Origin of the sequence: Aestuariimicrobium sp. T2.26MG-19.2B, assembly GCF_950101875.1 — a bacterium.
GTDB lineage: Bacteria > Actinomycetota > Actinomycetes > Propionibacteriales > Propionibacteriaceae > Aestuariimicrobium > Aestuariimicrobium kwangyangense.
The window spans coordinates 489830-505687 of sequence record NZ_CATNLW010000002.1; the positions used below are offsets into that span (position 1 = coordinate 489830).

Genomic DNA, 15858 nt, shown 5'->3' on the forward strand with positions numbered 1-15858 from the left:
TCAGCGGACGGGTTCGTCCTCGCTGGTGGCGTCGTCGTCCGACTCGGCAGGTTCGACGGGCGTCTCGGGATCCTCGCTGGGTTGGGGCGCGAACTCGCCCAGGTCCAGCTGGGGCAGCAGCTCGGTCAATTGTTCGATCGTCAACGCACCCAGACGCACCAGCCGGCCGTCGGGGTTCGTCGAGAAGTCGACGATGGACGAGGGTGCGAGTCCCGGGGTCGGCCCGCCGTCCAGATAGACCGAGATCGACTCCCCCAGCTGGTCGATCGCCTCGTCAACGGTGGTGGCGGCGGGATTGCCCGAGATGTTGGCCGAGCTCACCGCCAACGGACCGGTGCGCCTCAGCAGGGCGCGGGCACCGTCGTGGTTGGGCACACGCACCGCGATCGTGCCCTCGGTCTCCCCGAGGTCCATGCCCAGGCTCGACTGGGCCTTGAGGATCACCGTCAACGCCCCCGGCCAGTGGGCAGCGGTCAGCGTGTGCACCGAGTCGGGCACCTCGTCGGCGAGTGAGCCGAGCATGATGGCGTCCGAGATCAGCACCGGCGGGGGCATGTCACGACCCCTCACCTTGGCATTGAGCAGGCGCTGCACGGCCTGAGAACTCGTGGCGTCGGCGGCGACCCCGTAGACGGTGTCAGTCGGGATGACGATCACCTCGCCGGCACGCACTGCCTTCACCGCGGCGTCGAGCCCGGCCTCGTCATCGATCCCCAGCGTGTGGCGCTGCCAGGTGGGCTCCACGGGAGCCACGGGCAGCTGGTCGCCGGTCGACTCGTCAAGGGGGGACTGTTCGGGTTCGTTCACGCTCACGCGATCATCCTGCCACGGCGGTCGTGTACCGAGGACGACCCACCAGATCGGCGTGGGTCTCGACCCGGGTCAGTCCCGCACGCTCGAACAGTCCACGGACGGCCTCGGGATGGGACTCGTCGTGCTCGCAGCCGAGCACACCACCGTCACGCAGCAGCCGGGCCGCCACCTCGGCGACCACCCGCACCGCATCGAGCCCGTCCTCGCCGGCGAAGACCGCAGCCGCGGGGTCGTGGTGCACCTCGGTCGGCACCCGGGTGGGGCCCGGTACGTACGGAGGGTTGACCACCAGCAGGTCGACCCCGGAGTCGAGGTCGTGGAAGGCGTCCGCCATGTCACCGGCCCGAAGGTCCACCTCGGTTCCCGCGAGGTTCGTCCGGGCGAAGGTGAGCGCGGTCTCGCTGATCTCGACTGCGTACTGGTGGTGACCCGGTGCCTCGTCGGCGATCGACCGGCTGATCGCCCCCGACCCGGCACACAGCTCCACCACCACCCGACCGCGGGTGCCCCGCAGCTGGTCGATGGCCCAGCCCGCCAGCAGTTCGGTCTCCGGGCGGGGCACGAAGACTCCGGGCCCGACCCGGAGCCGGGCGTGACGGAACCAGACCTCACCGGTGATGTGTTGCACGGGCTCGCCGGCCAGCCTCCGTCGGGTTGCAGCCATCAGGGCGGCCTGCTGCTGCTCGGAGAGTTCGCCGACCAGGAACAGGCGATCGAGCGGGACGCCCGTGGCATGGCTGAGAAGGGTGCGCGCCTCGGCCTCGGGGCTGGGCGAGCCTGCGTCCGCCAGCTGACGGGTCAGGCGGCGCAGGACACTCACGCCTGGCCCAGACGTTCGGCGAGGTCTGCGGACTGGAGTGCCTCGACGACCGCCTCCAGGTCACCGCCCAGCACCGCGTCGAGATTGTGCGCCTTGAAGCCGATCCGGTGGTCGGCAATGCGGTTCTCGGGGTAGTTGTAGGTGCGGATTCGCTCGGAGCGGTCGACCGTCCTCACCTGCGATCGCCGTGCCGCCGATGCGGACGCGGCCGCCTCCTCGTCGGCTCGAGCCACCAGCCGCGCCCGCAACATGCGCATCGCCTGCTCGCGGTTCTGCAACTGGCTGCGTTCGTTCTGGCAACTGACCACGATGCCGGTCGGCAGGTGCGTGATGCGTACGGCCGAGTCGGTGGTGTTGACCCCCTGTCCGCCGGGCCCCGACGAGCGGAAGACATCGATCCTCAGGTCCGACTCGCGCAGGTCGACCTCGTCGGCCTCGAGGTCGGGCATCACGAGCACCCCGGCAGCCGAGGTGTGGATCCTTCCCTGGGATTCAGTGACGGGCACGCGCTGTACCCGGTGCACCCCTCCCTCGAACTTCAGCACCCCGTAGGGCAGTCGGTCGGGCGGGCAGGCAGCGGTCGCCTGCACCGAGAACGTGATCGACTTGTGTCCCCCCAGATCGGTGTCCTGGGAGTCGAGCACCGCGATCCTCCACCCGACCCTCTCGGCATACCGGGAGTACATCGAGAACAGGTCGGCAGCGAACAGGGCCGACTCCTCCCCACCCTCCCCTGCCTTGATCTCGACCAGGGCGTCGAAGGAGTCATGGGGGTCGCGCGGCGCCAACAACTCGGCCACTCGACGCTGCGCCTGGTCGAGTCGTTCGGCCAGCGTCTGCGCGTCGGCGGCGAAGTCGGGGTCCTCCTCGGCGAGTTCACGGGCGGCCTGTACGTCGGCGAGCAGGGCGTCCCGATCGTCCAGGGCCCGGACGATGCCGGTCAGTTCGGAGTAGCGCCGACCCACCCTTCGGCTACGGGCCACATCGCCCAGCACCGCGGGATCGGCGAGTTGACGTTCCAGGTCGGCGTGCTCGGCCCGCAGGCCTTCAGCCAGATCGGCCACGGATGAATCCTCTCCCCTGCGTCGGCACTGATCGATGGTCGCGGGTCTGGCCCGGACGAGAACGACCCCCCGCGTGAACGCGAGGGGTCGTTGGAGGCCGCACGAGCGTGGGCCATCAGACGGTCGGCAGCGTCACTTCTTGGCGTAACGGCGCTCGAACCGGGCCACGCGGCCGCCGGTGTCGAGGATCTTCTGCTTGCCGGTGTAGAACGGGTGGCACTCGGAGCAGACGTCAGCGGTCAGCTGGCCGCCCTTCGCGGTGCTCTTGGTGGTGAACGTGGCGCCACAGGTGCAGGTGACCGTGGTGTCGACGTACTCGGGGTGGATGCCCTGCTTCATGATTCTCCTTGGGTTGGTGCCCCGGGTCGCAGGAGTGCGTGAACCGGGACCGAGGATTGATTATGCCACGGAAGGGCGCTGCATCCGAATCGACAACTGGTGGAGCCAGTCGCTCGATCGGGGCTCGGCGTTGTGGGCCTCGGTGACCCAGCCGGCGGCATTGGCCAGCAGCAGGGTCTCGTACAGGGCATCGTGGTCGGGGAGCATCTCGAAGTGGCCCTCGATCTCGAGGACGACGAAGCCGTGGACGATGGACCAGAAGAGCATCGACAGCAGGTAGACGTCGCCTCGGAAGAGGTCCTCGTCGATGCAGCGGCGGATGCAGTCCTTGACCGGGTCCATGGCCGTGGGAGTGGAGGCCGACAGGCTGAGCGCCTGCTCGCGGAACATGCCCACGTAGAAGTGGGGGTGCTTCAGTGCCCAGCGACGGTAGTCGCGACCGATCTCGCACAGGTCGGCGAAGGCATCGTCCGTGGTGGGCACGGCGGCCTGGGAAGCCGCCAGACTCTCGTATGAGGTGATCGTGACCGCGCTCACCAGCTCGTCCTTCGACCCGAACAACGAGTAGATCGCGGTCGTGGAGGTACCCGTGGCCGTGGCCACCCGGCGAAGGTTCAGGCTGTCCGGGCCGTGCCTGGCGATCACCTTCGAGGCCTCCTCGATCAGGGCCTCGCGCAAGGTTTCGTCATGAAGTTTCGGTCGGGTCACGCAGGACATCCAAGCACAGCTCACACCCCCACCCTGACCTGACCACCCAAAAGGGGGTGAGCGGCTGCTCACCCCCTCAGGGTCGACTGCCTCGTCCCGAGTGGTGGGACGGGCGCGGGTCAGTGGACGAGTTCGCCCAGCTCGCCGTGCAGCTTCGGGACGTCGGCCAGGAGTTGCTTGGTGTACTCGTGCTGCGGATTGAACACCACGTCCTGGCTCGTGCCCTGCTCGACCATGTCACCCTTCTGCATCACCAACATGCGGTCGGCCACGTAGGTGGCCTGGCCGATGTCGTGGGTGATGATCATGATGGTGGTGCCGAGGTTGTCCCGCAGGTCCTTGAACACGTTGAGCACGTTCACACGAAGTGAGGCGTCCAACATCGAGGTCGCCTCGTCGGCCAACAGCAACTTGGGTCGCATCATCAGTGCTCGGGCGATCATGATGCGCTGCCGCTGCCCACCCGAGAGTTCGTGCGGGTGCTTCTTGATGACGTCGGCAACCTCGAACCCCACGTGGTGGAGGGCTTCCTCCATGCGGGTCTTCGCCTCAGCCTTGTTGTCGATCAGCTTCGCCGAACGATCGAGCAGGCGCTCGACCGTGAAGAACTGGTTGAACGCGCTGAACGGGTCCTGGAAGACCGCCTGCACGTCCTGCCAGTACTTCTTCGACTGCAGGAAGCTCATCCGGGTGACGTCACGACCGTCGAAGGTCATCGTCCCACCCGACGAGGGCAGCAGCCCCAGCACCAGTCGGGCGAGCGTCGACTTGCCCGAACCGGACTCCCCCACCACTGCCGTGATGGTTCCCGGCTCCAGCCCGAAGGTGGCTCCCTTGACGGCGTGCACCGCCCCCTTGCCGCCGCCGAAGGTCTTGGACAGGTTGTCGGCTTCGAACAGTGCCATGTCAGGCCTCCTTCTTGATCAGCACGGGGGCCTCGATCTCGTCGTTGCGACGCAACACGTCCTCGATGCGGATGGGCTCGTGGGGGTGCTGCTGCGACCAGTGGCACTTGGCGAACTGCAGCTCGTTGCCCTGGGCACGCGGCATCACCTGGGTGCAGATGTCCATCGCCAGACCACAGCGAGGGTGGAACCGGCATCCCGACGGTGGCTTGGCCAGGCTGGGCGGGGAGCCCTTGATGCCCTCCACCCGCTTCGCAAGCGTGTCCTCCTCGGGTGCGAGCACCGCGTTGAGGAGGGCCTTCGAGTAGGGGTGACGGGGCCGCTCCGCGATGTCCTCGGCGTTGGCCACCTCGACGATCTGCCCCGCGTACATGATGGCGACCCGGTCGGAGATCGTCTTCAGCAACGGCAGGTCGTGGGTGATGAAGATGACGCCCTTCATGATGTCCTGGTTGAGCATCTCCCGGAGCATCTCGACCAAGGCCCGCTGGCTCGACACGTCGAGCGCCGACGTGGGCTCGTCGGCGATCAGCAGTCGCGGGTTGAGCAGGGTCGAGATCACCGTGATCACGCGCTGCTTCATACCGCCCGACAGCTGGTGGGGGTAGGAGTCGAGGGCCCGGGTGGGAAGTCCGAGGTTCTTCATCCTGTCCCTGGCGAGGTCGAGGCACTCGTCCTTCGACAACTTGGTGCCGTGCGACTTGAGCACGTCGACCACCAGCCCGCGAATCCTGGCGGTGGGCGACAGCGAGTTCAACGCTCCCTGGGGCAGCATCGAGACCACCGAACCGCGCCAGGTGCGGGGCACCTTGTTGTTCTGCCCGAGTTCGAGCACCTGGCCGTCGATGTTCAGCGTGCCGCTGATCGGGTACAGCGGCGGTCGAGCGGTCAGCGCCAGCACGTTGCCGAGGGTGGACTTGCCACACCCCGACTCACCGGCACAGCCCAGGATCTCGCCCTCGTCCACGAACACGCTGACATTGTCGACGGCGCGCACCTCACGTCCGTCGGGTGTGTGGTAGGCCGCAGTGACCTGCTTGGCCTCCAACAGGCGCTTCGTCATGGTCGGGCCTCCTCACGAGTCTTCTCGACGGCGGCCGCTTCCATCAGGGCTGCGGGACCGGCCGCCGAACCTGCCTCGGGCAGGAACTCGTCGTCTTGGTCAGGGGTGACAGCGCCGGCCTTGACCTTCTTGCCTCGGCGCAGGCGCGGGTTGAACAACTCGTCGAGGCTGGACTGCAGCAGGAAGAGCGAGAACGCGATCAGGGTCAACATCAACGTCGGGGGGATGAAGGCCCACCAGGCGCCGACCCGGATCGACCCCCATGCCAGTGCCCAGTTGAGCATCATGCCGATCGACACGATGTTCGAGGGGCCGAGTCCGAGCATCGACAACGAGGACTCCGTCAGGATGGCACTGGCCACCTGGAGGACGAAGGCCATCACGACGTAGCTGAGCAGGTAGGGCAACACGTCCCAGACCAGGATGCTCCAGAAGTTCGCACCCGACATCTTGGCGACCTCGATGTGCTCGCGGGTGCGAACCGAGGTTGCCTGGGCACGAACCGCTCGTGCCGTCCAGGGCCACGAGGTGATCCCGATGACCAGCGCAAGGGTGAAGATGTTGCGCTGCGGCAGTGACACCGACAACAGGATGACGATCACGATGCTGGGGATGGCCAACATGATGTTGGTCAGGCCCATCAGGATCTCCTCCACCAGACCACCGGCATAGCCGGCGATCAGGCCGATGACCAGACCGATCGCAGAGGCGACGATGCCAGCGATCAGGCCGACCAGCAGTGAGGTGCGGGTGCCGTACAGCAGGTTCGACATCACCGACTGGCCCTCGTTGTCGGTGCCGAGGATGCCGCCGAAGCCGGGGTGGACCCCGGGTTTGTCGTACAGACCACCGATGGAGGTGTTCGGGTCGACGCCGATCAGGAACGGGCCGAGCAGTGCCGCCAGCAGAACCAGCACGACCAGACCGGCCGCGACGTAGAAACGGACGGAGAATCTCATGACTTGTCACCACCTTGGGTGGCCCGGATGCGGGGATCGATGAGGCCGTAGAGAACTTCGACGGCGAAGTTGGCGACGAGCACCGTCACCGTGATGATCAACGTGATCGCCTGGATCACGGGGTAGTCGTTCGCCGAGATGGCGGTGAACAACAGTGAGCCCATGCCCGGGTAGTTGAAGACCAGTTCGGTGATCAGTGCGCCACCCACCAGACCACCCAGCGACAGCGCCAGACCGGTGATCTGGGGCAGCATGGCGTTGCGGAAGATGTAGCGCACCATCTGGCTGTCGCGCATGCCCAGGCCGCGACCGTAGTTCACGTAGTCGGAACCCAGTTCGTAGATGGCCATGGAGCGCATGCCCACGGCCTGGCCACCGATGAAGATCAGCACCAGCGACCAGAACGGCAACCACCAGTAGCTGATGGCGTCCATGAAGAAGGGCATCGAGAACTCGGGGGTGAGCCCGATGGAGTAGGCCCGGCCCTGCGGGAAGACCGGCTGCCACACGGCGAAGCCGAACAGCAGCAGGATGGCCAGGCAGTAGTACGGCATCGACGACAGGAACAGCGAGCCGACGAAGGCTCCCCTGTCGAACCAGCCGCCCTTGAAGGCGGCCACGGCGCCCAGCAGGTTGCCCACCAGCCATCCGATGATGACGGCCGGCAACTGGATCGCGAGGCTCCAGGGAAGGGCGTCTCCGATCAGCTTGTTGACCGAGGCGGGGTACTGCATGAATGAGGTACCGAGATTCCCGGTGAAGGTGTTCTGCAGGTACACCAGGAACTGTTCCCACATTGGCTTGTCAAGGCCGAATTCCTTGACGTAGTGCTCGTAGATGGTCTGCAGTTGGTCGCTGCCGGCGCCCCCCTGCGCCAACTTCCCCACCAGCGCATCCACCGGGTTGCCGGGGATGAGTCGCGGGAGGAGGAAGTTGAGCAGGAGAGCGACGAACAGTGCAGCGACGTACCACAGAGCCTTCCGCAGCAAGTAGCGGCCGAGGCCCATGTCTGTCCTTCCGGGGAGAGGGAGTCACCCAGGGGTGACTCAGGCGCCAACCTTCTTGATGTTCCAGAGGAACTTGCGTCCCGCGCCCTTCCAGGTCGGGGGGGCGTAGGGGTTGGCCTCGGTCGGGAAGTTGGTCCAGGTTCCCTGGTTGAACTCGTAGAACTGGCTCGGACGGTACATCACGGGGATCGCCGGCACGTTGGTACGGAAGATCTCGTCCAACTTTCCGTAGATCTCCTTGGCCTTGGCCTCGTCGGTCTCGGCCGCCGCCTGCTTCAGCAGCGCGGTGACGTCGGCGTTCTTGAACCGGCCGTAGTTCCAGAAGGCACGCTGGCCGACGGGTGCGACACCCTCGTCACCGAGGTAGTCACGGAAGCGCTGCCACGGGGTGGCGGAGCCGACCGAGGCGTAGCTGTAGTGCACCAGGTCGAAGTTGCCGTTCTGCATGGCGTCGATCATGGTGGCGGCCTGCGGGAAGTTGGTCTGCACGTCGATGCCGATGTCCTTGCAGGACTTGGCGATGATCTCGCAGGAGGTGTTCCAGTCGGTCCAGCCGGTCGGGGTCTGCAGCTTCCACGGGCCCAGACGAGTGCCGTCAGGCAGGGAGTAGATGCCGTCGGAGCCCTTCTTGCACTTGAGCTCCTCCTCGAGGATCTTGACGGCCTTCTCCTTGTCGAACTTCCAGCCCGACTTCTCGACGGCGGCCTTGTCGAAGTACTTCTCCTCCGAGCCCTTCGGCAGCACGATCGAGGCCTGCATCTCGTCGGAGTAGTCGCTCATGGCCTTCGAGGCGATGTCACCGTAGTTGATCGCGTAGGCGATGGCCTTGCGGACGCCGACGTTGTCGAGGCCCTTCTTGGCGACGTTGAAGATCAACGAGGGCATGGCGCCGGGCAGGTAGTACGGCTTCTCCTTGAGGTAGGTGCCGACCGGCTTCTTCTTGTCCTCCCACATCTTCCAGATCTGGGCGGTGAACTGCTGGCTGCCGTCGAGCTGGCCGGCCTCGAGCTGCAGGTCACCGTCGTTGTTGGCCTTGAAGATCGGGTGGACGATGGCGGTCGGCGCGGGCTTGCCGAACACGTCGTTGCCCCACCAGTCGTCATTGCGCTTGAAGATCACCTGGGTGGCGTCGTACTTGTCGAGCATGTACGGGCCCGAGCCGACGGGCTTCAGGTTGGCGTCCTTGGTCAGGTCGGCGTCCGAGAGCTTGCCGTAGTACGCCTTGGGCAGGATCGGGACGGTGCAGAGCATGTCCTTGACGATCAGCGGGTTGAAGGGATCCTTCTTGAGGGTGATCACGATGGTGCGATCCTTGGCCTCGACCTTGTCGACGTAGGTCCAGAAGGACGAGAAGCTCACCTGCGCCTTCTTGGCGATCTCGAACGTGTAGAGCACGTCGTCAGCGGTCAGGTCGGTGCCGTCGGACCACTTGATGGTGTCCTGCAGCGGCAGCTCGAAACCGGTGTCGGTCTGCTTGAGCTCCTTGGCCAGGCAGGGCTCGATCTTGCCGTCGAGCTGGTTGAAGTGCACCAACTGCTCGAACATGATGTCGAAGGTGTTCAGGGCCGCGCCGAAGGCGGGCGAGGCGTTGATGGGGCTGAAGCTGGTGGGCGGGCCCCACTGGAAGCCGGCGATGAAGAAGGTGTCGGCCGATGCCCCGGTGCGGATCGGCTTGGCGCCGGTACCGGTGGTGGAGGACTTGTTGGTGCTCCCACCCCCCGGAGTGTTGGTGGCCGTGCCACAGGCCGTCAGCGCGAGGCCCGCGGTGGCCGCAGCGGCCAGTCCCAGGAACCCGCGACGGGTCGGCGTCCACGAATTGTTCATGATGCTCCTTTGCATGCTCTGTGAGTCCTTGACTGGTCGTCCTCGACCAGAAGGGCTGACCTTCGAAACGAGTGGGCTGCACCGCCCCCCGAGTGTCAGGATCGCTTAACTGAACCACCATTCAGTGAGATCCGCGAGGATGTTCACCGAACCGTGACCCAATCGTGAACATACACCAACGCCCCACCGGGTCACGATGGGGCGTCGGTACTTGTCAGGGGCTACAGAATCGGTTCTCCGAAATCGGTTCCCCGAGGGCCTTTGGAGGGGGCCGGGATCAGCTCTCCGAGGATGGTGTGGTACGCGAGATGACGGCCAGGAACTCGTGGTTGGTCTGGGTCTTGCGCAACCGTGACAGCAGCATCTCGAGGGCGGCCTGGTCCTCCAGACCCGACAGCACCCTGCGAAGCTTCCACATGATGGCCAGCTCCTCGCGCCCCAGCAGCAGTTCCTCACGACGGGTACCCGAGGCGTCCACGTCGATGGCCGGGAAGATGCGCTTGTCGGCCAACTGGCGCTGCAGCCTGAGCTCCATGTTGCCGGTGCCCTTGAACTCCTCGAAGATCACCTCGTCCATGCGTGAGCCGGTCTCGATCAGCGCCGTCGCCAGGATGGTCAGCGAACCGCCGTCCTCGATGTTGCGGGCAGCACCGAAGAACTTCTTCGGCGGGTACAGCGCGGCCGAGTCGACACCACCCGACAGGATGCGTCCCGACGCGGGCGCCGCGAGGTTGTACGCGCGACCGAGTCGGGTGATGCCGTCGAGCAGGACGACGACGTCATGACCCAGCTCGACCAGGCGCTTGGCCCGTTCGATGGCCAACTCCGAGATCATCGTGTGGTCCTCGGCGGGCCGGTCGAAGGTCGAGGCGATCACCTCGCCCGAGACGGTGCGCTGGAAGTCGGTGACCTCTTCGGGTCGCTCGTCGACCAGCACCACCATGAGGTGCACCTCGGGGTTGTTGGTGGCGATCGCATTCGCGATGTTCTGCATGATCATCGTCTTGCCGGCCTTCGGCGGCGAGACGATGAGGCCACGCTGACCCTTGCCGATGGGCGACACGAGGTCGATGATGCGGCCGGTCATGTTGGTCGGGGTGGTCTCGAGCCGCAGCCTCTCCTGGGGGTACAGCGGCGTCAGCTTGTTGAACTCGGGACGACTGCGCATCGACTCGGGCTCGGCATTGTTGATCGACTCGACCGAGACCAAGGGCGAGAACTTCTGGCTCCGGTCACCCTCACGGGCGGCGCGCATCTGGCCCGTCACCACGTCGCCGCGGCGAAGGCCGTACTTGCGCACCTGCGAGAGCGACAGGTACGCGTCGTTGGGCCCGGGGAGGTAGCCCTGGGTGCGCACGCAGGCGTAGTTGTCGAGAACGTCGAGGATGCCGCGGACGGGCACCAGCACGTCGTCATCACTGACCGTGGGCTCGTCGGCCAGACCCTGGCCACCCGAGGGGCGGGTACGGCGGCCCTGTCGGTCGCGCTGACGACGACGACGGCTGCGCCGACCGCCCGGCTCGTCGTCGAACTCGAAGCCCCCGCCCGAGTTCTGCGACTGCCGCTCGTTGTTGTTCTGCCGGTCGTTGTTCTGGCGGTCGTTGTTGTTCTGGCGGTCGTTGTTCTGGCCGCCCGGGCGACCAGAGCCCTGGCGATCGTTGTTCTGGCCGTTCTGGCGATCACCGTTCTGGCGGTCACCGTTCTGGCGATCACCGCTCTGGCGATCGTTGCGGCCACCGCGGGAGCGTCGTCCCTCCGAGCCCTGCGAGTCGTTCGAGCCCGAGTCGTCCGGCTGGTTCTCAGAGGGCTGGGTGCCCTCGGACTGGTCGGCCTGGTCACCACGACGCCTGCGGCGGCGGGATCCCCCACCGTCCTGGGTGTCGGGGGTGCCGCTCTCGGCGGCGAGCTGGGCCAGCCGGGCGCCCACTTCGTCGACGGTCGAGGGTGCGACGTGCACACCGGACGACTCCGCTGGGCTCTGGGCGGGTGCCCCGGCATCACGGCGGGCCGAGCGGTGCTGGCGCGGCTGGGTCTCGGGTTGGCCCGTCCCGCCCTGGCCGGTTGAGGTCTGGGCGGCCGACTGACGCGGCGCCCCTCCCCCGCCGTTGCGGGCGCCGATGGCGGCGACGAGGTCTGCCTTGCGCATCTTTGCGGTGCCCTGGATGCCCATGCCTGCGGCGATGGACTTGAGCTCCGGCAGGAGCTTGCCGGACAGGCCGGCGGTGGATTCGGTCACGAAGGTCCCTTCAAGGGGTGCATGTGAGCTCACGGGACGAACCCGGTCACCCAAGATTCGGACTTCTCCCAGTTGTGATCGTCTGGGTTGCAGCGGGCCGGCACCAGGTGCTGGTGGCGGGGTCCGCGTGCTTGCTGGAAGCTGCCGGAGTCCTCGGCTGTATGACATCGTCTCGTGTCAGCGTCAACCATAGCAGCGTGGCGACAACTGGGGAATTCTGACGCGCCGGTGCCAACGGTCAGCCGACGAGATGGGCGCCTCGTCCGACCTTGACGTGGTGCTCCTGGAAACCCTCACAGTCGACCGCGTCAGCGGCCGCCAACTGTTCCGGGGTGCCCAGGGCGATGATGGTGGTACCGGCCCCCGACACCGCCGCGGCAACCCCCACCCCGCGCAGGCGCAGGCGCAGGCGGTGGGACTCGGGCATGAGGGTTGCCCGCTGCTCCTGGTGCATCCAGTCGCGGGTCGCCTCCCACAGGTGTTCCGGCGCCCCGGCCAGGGCGTGCACCAGCAGCGCCGCCCGACTCGCCTGGTTGATGACCGCCGCACGCCGCATGGTGCCGGGGAGCACCCGACGCGCCTTGGCCGTGGGCAGCGTCGTGGCGGGCACGTACACGCGGGCCTCGATGCGTGGGTCGAGGGCGAGGTTGACCAGTCCGACCCGGTCGGCGTCCATCCAGGCCAGCACCGCACCACCGTGCACGACCGCACCGGCGTTGTCCGGGTGCCCCTCGATGCGCGACGACCGGTCGAGCAGCCACTCGCGGTCGAGTTCGGTGCCCGGACGAGCGAGCGCCCAGGCCGCCACCAGACCCGCGCCGATGGCGGCGGCGGACGAGCCCAGACCGCGGCTGTGCGGGATGACGTTGGTGGCGCGCAGGTGCAGGCCCTGGTGCGGATCGTGGTGCCCGAGGTCGACCAGGCCTTGGCGGATCGTCGTGATCACCAGGTGCGACTCGTCGCGGGGCACGTCATCGGCACCCTCGCCGCTCAGGTCGAAGCCGAGCCGGTGGGCGGGGGTGACGGTGATCTCGTCATAGACGTCGAGCGCGAGACCCATGGCGTCGAAACCCGGGCCGAGATTGGCCGAGGTGGCCGGCACCCGTACGGTGACGGCCGCCATCACACCCCCTCGACGCGCAGCACCCGCACGGCGCCGGGCACGAAGTCGCTCGCCTCCAGTTCCTGCACGCAGGCGCGCAGTTGTTCCTCCGTGGCGGCGTGGGTGAGCATGCCCAGGGTGGCTGAGATCTCGTCGCCCCTCGAGAGGGCCTCGATGGTCGACTGCTGCACCGTCTGCACCGACACCTCGTGCTCGGCGAAGATCTGGGCCGCAGCCGCCAGGATGCCCGGCTTGTCCCGGACCTCGAACCGCATGAAGTAGCGGGTCACGGAGGCACCCATGGGGGCGACCTTGCGCTGGGTGTAGCTGGTCTGGGCGGGACCCGCCACCCCACGCACGCGGTTGCGGGCCACGGTGACCAGGTCACCCATCACCGCCGATGCGGTCGGCGCTCCTCCGGCGCCGGGGCCGAGGAACATCAGGCGTCCGGCCTCCCTCGACTCGACGAAGATGGCGTTGTAGGCACCCTTGACCGCGGCCAGCGGGTGGTCGAGCGGAACCATGGCCGGATGCACCTTGACGGTCACCGAATCGTCCTGGTTGAGGTGGGCGATGGCGACCAACTTGACCTCGAAGCCCATCCGCTGGGCGGCGGCGATGTCGTCGCTGGCAAGCTTCGTGATCCCCTCGCGGTAGACCTCGGAACCGCGCACGTGGGTGTGGAAGGCGAGGGAGGCGAGGATGGCCGCCTTGGCGGCGGCGTCGAATCCCTCGATGTCGGCGGTCGGGTCGGCCTCGGCGTAGCCCAGCTCCTGGGCTTCGGCCAACACGTCGGCGAACGATCCGCCCTCCGATGACATCTTGTCGAGGATGAAGTTCGTGGTGCCGTTGACGATGCCCATCACCGTGGTGATCTCGTCACCGACCAACGACTCCCGCAGTGGGCGGATGATCGGGATGGCACCGGCGACGGCCGCCTCGAAGTACAGGTCGACCCCCTCACTCTCGGCGAGGGCTGCCAGTTCCGGGCCGTGCTCGGCCAACAGCGCCTTGTTGGCGGTGACCACCGAGGCACCGTGCTGGATGGCTGCGCGCACCAGGGCGTGCACCGGGTCGATACCACCGATCACCTCGATCACCACGTCCAGGTCGTCCCGGCTGACCAGGGCGGTGGCGTCCGTGGTGAACAACGCAGGGTCGAGCCCCTCGCGGGGCCGGTCGAGGTCGCGTACCGCGATGCCGACCAACTCGATCTCCCGGCCGATCCGGGCCTCGATGTCGGCGGTCTGCTGGGTGAGCAGTCGGGCCACCTGGGTACCGACGACCCCACACCCCAACAGGGCGATCTTCAGCGGTTCCTTCACGGTGTCCTCTTTCAGGTCTGCAGGCTTGATCATGCGCCCACGTCCAGTCCCAGCAGGTCGTCCAGTGTCTCGCGGCGCAGCATGGTCACCAGGTGCCCGTCGCGCACCGCCACCACCGGGGGCTTGGTGGCGTGGTTGTAGTTGGAGGCCATCGAACGTGAGTAGGCACCGTTGGCGGGCACTCCGATCAGGTCACCGGGGGTGATGTCCCCGGGCAGGAAGACGTCCCGGACGACGATGTCACCTGCCTCGCAGTGCTTGCCCACCACGCGGCAGAGCACGGGTTGGGCGGTGCTGGCGCGATTCACCAACGCGGCCGAGTACTCCGCCGCGTACAGGGCGGTGCGGATGTTGTCGCTCATGCCTCCGTCGACCGAGACGTAGACCCGGCTCTGGCCACCGTCCAGTTCGACCGTCTTCACCGTGCCGACGGTGTACAGCGCGGTACCCGCCGGTCCGACGATCGCCCGGCCCGGCTCGATCGACATCCTCGGCGCCGTCAGACCGAACGCGCGGGACTCGTGCTCGACGATCTCGCGCAGGTCGCTGGCCAACTGGTCGGGGGTCGCCGGCGAGTCCTGACTGGTGTAGCGGATGCCGAAACCGCCCCCGAGGTCCAGCTCGGGCAACTGGGAGCCGGTCGCCGAGACGAACTGTCCCAACAGCTTCATGGTGCGGCGCGCCGCCACCTCGAAGCCCTGGGTGGCGAAGATCTGCGAGCCGATGTGGCTGTGGATTCCCCGCAGGTCGATCCGGGGGTTGTAGTGGCACCTGACCATCGCGACCATGGCGGCCCCATTGGCGATCGAGAAGCCGAACTTCTGGTCCTCGTGGGCGGTCGCGATGTACTCGTGCGTGTGCGCCTCGACCCCGACCGTGACACGCACCATCACATGGGCGGTGAGGTCGAGTTCCTCGGTGAGCCGCTCGATGCGCGCCACCTCGTCGAGCGAGTCGACCACGATACGGCCCACTCCCTGTTCGATGGCCAGCCGCAGTTCTTCGACGCTCTTGTTGTTGCCGTGCAGCCCGATGTCGGCGGCCGGAACCCCCGCGCGCAGGGCGGTCACGAGTTCACCCAGGCTGCACACGTCGAGTCGGAGGCCCTCCTCCATGGCCCAGCGGGCGACCGACCGGGTCAGCAACGCCTTGCCGGCGTAGTAGACGTCCCAGTCGGCGAAGGCCTGCCTGAACGCGGCCGCGCGGGCGCGGAAGTCGACCTCGTCCATCACGTAGACCGGTGTCTGGGTCTGCTCGACGATCCCGGTGACGCCGAGCCCGCCGATGGTGACCTCACCAGAGGGCTCGCGCCTGGTCGTGGACGACCACAACTGGGTGTCGAGGGCATTGGGATCGGTGGGGCGTTCCAGCCACTGCGGGCCAGCACCCCAGACATCGGCGTGGGTGACACCTGCGACGTGCATGTGGGTCATGGGGCAAGCGTGCCATGTCGGCGAGGATCGGCCCGATGCCGTCCAGTTGGAGGGGCGGCGGGCGGCGCGTGTCGAGACCCTCCGACGGCTGCTAGTGTGGGGCAGGCCCCAGGCCACCAGGCCCCCGTAGCTCAGGGGATAGAGCACCGCCCTCCGGAGGCGGGAGCGCAGGTTCGAATCCTGCCGGGGGCGCCAGCAGGATCGACCAGTCAGGACCCAGGGGCGGGTGTCGCGCCCGGCGCGGCGCGGTGTCAGGAGGC

At 67.2% G+C, this 15858-nt stretch carries 14 protein-coding genes and 1 tRNA gene; 1 reads left to right on the plus strand and 14 read right to left on the minus strand.

Annotation, left to right across the window (positions count from 1 at the left end):
* The 14 genes from QQZ11_RS12135 to lysA all read right to left on the minus strand — a co-directional run bounded on the left by QQZ11_RS12135 (window position 1) and on the right by lysA (window position 15598).
* Window positions 1–813: an L-threonylcarbamoyladenylate synthase gene (locus tag QQZ11_RS12135; protein WP_284550593.1), complete on the minus strand. Its 813-nt coding sequence runs from the start codon at window positions 811–813 to the stop codon at window positions 1–3.
* A gap of 4 nt (window positions 814–817) precedes the next feature.
* Window positions 818–1633 carry a peptide chain release factor N(5)-glutamine methyltransferase gene (gene prmC, locus QQZ11_RS12140; protein ID WP_284550594.1) on the minus strand — a complete coding sequence of 272 codons (816 nt, stop codon included), beginning with the start codon at window positions 1631–1633 and terminating at the stop codon, window positions 818–820.
* On the minus strand, window positions 1630–2697 hold the full coding sequence (prfA, locus tag QQZ11_RS12145; protein WP_284550595.1) for a peptide chain release factor 1: 1068 nt from the start codon (window positions 2695–2697) through the stop codon (window positions 1630–1632). The genes prmC and prfA overlap by 4 nt, the downstream gene beginning before the upstream one ends.
* Before the next feature lie 132 nt (window positions 2698–2829).
* Window positions 2830–3036 carry a 50S ribosomal protein L31 gene (rpmE, locus tag QQZ11_RS12150; RefSeq protein WP_022910378.1) on the minus strand — a complete coding sequence of 69 codons (207 nt, stop codon included), beginning with the start codon at window positions 3034–3036 and terminating at the stop codon, window positions 2830–2832.
* A 60-nt stretch (window positions 3037–3096) separates the two neighbouring features.
* Window positions 3097–3744, minus strand: coding sequence for a TetR/AcrR family transcriptional regulator (locus QQZ11_RS12155; RefSeq protein ID WP_051139728.1), 648 nt, complete (start codon window positions 3742–3744; stop codon window positions 3097–3099).
* Window positions 3745–3863: 119 nt separating this feature from the next.
* Window positions 3864–4649, minus strand: a complete 786-nt coding sequence (locus QQZ11_RS12160; RefSeq protein WP_284550596.1) for an ABC transporter ATP-binding protein — start codon at window positions 4647–4649, stop codon at window positions 3864–3866.
* A 1-nt stretch (window position 4650) separates the two neighbouring features.
* A complete protein-coding gene (locus tag QQZ11_RS12165; protein WP_284550597.1) occupies window positions 4651–5712 on the minus strand; it encodes an ABC transporter ATP-binding protein in 1062 nt (353 codons plus the stop codon).
* Window positions 5709–6671 (minus strand): ABC transporter permease, encoded by a 963-nt coding sequence (locus QQZ11_RS12170; protein ID WP_284550598.1) that lies wholly within the window; start codon window positions 6669–6671, stop codon window positions 5709–5711. Before QQZ11_RS12170 ends, QQZ11_RS12165 begins: the two co-directional genes overlap by 4 nt.
* Window positions 6668–7678 (minus strand): ABC transporter permease, encoded by a 1011-nt coding sequence (locus QQZ11_RS12175; RefSeq protein ID WP_284550599.1) that lies wholly within the window; start codon window positions 7676–7678, stop codon window positions 6668–6670. The genes QQZ11_RS12170 and QQZ11_RS12175 overlap by 4 nt, the downstream gene beginning before the upstream one ends.
* Window positions 7679–7717: 39 nt before the next feature.
* Entirely contained in the window at window positions 7718–9502 is a 1785-nt protein-coding gene (locus tag QQZ11_RS12180) for an ABC transporter substrate-binding protein (protein WP_022910384.1), read from the minus strand.
* Between the two features lie 277 nt (window positions 9503–9779).
* Window positions 9780–11738, minus strand: a complete 1959-nt coding sequence (rho, locus tag QQZ11_RS12185) for a transcription termination factor Rho (RefSeq protein WP_284550600.1) — start codon at window positions 11736–11738, stop codon at window positions 9780–9782.
* A gap of 238 nt (window positions 11739–11976) precedes the next feature.
* Entirely contained in the window at window positions 11977–12861 is an 885-nt protein-coding gene (gene thrB / locus QQZ11_RS12190) for a homoserine kinase (protein ID WP_446698855.1), read from the minus strand.
* Window positions 12861–14198, minus strand: a complete 1338-nt coding sequence (locus QQZ11_RS12195; RefSeq protein WP_022910387.1) for a homoserine dehydrogenase — start codon at window positions 14196–14198, stop codon at window positions 12861–12863. Before QQZ11_RS12195 ends, thrB begins: the two co-directional genes overlap by 1 nt.
* A complete protein-coding gene (gene lysA / locus QQZ11_RS12200) occupies window positions 14195–15598 on the minus strand; it encodes a diaminopimelate decarboxylase (RefSeq protein ID WP_284550602.1) in 1404 nt (467 codons plus the stop codon). Before lysA ends, QQZ11_RS12195 begins: the two co-directional genes overlap by 4 nt.
* Window positions 15599–15718: 120 nt before the next feature.
* Here lysA and QQZ11_RS12205 point away from each other — a divergent pair.
* A tRNA-Arg gene (locus QQZ11_RS12205) sits at window positions 15719–15793 on the plus strand.
* Window positions 15794–15858 lie beyond the last annotated feature (65 nt).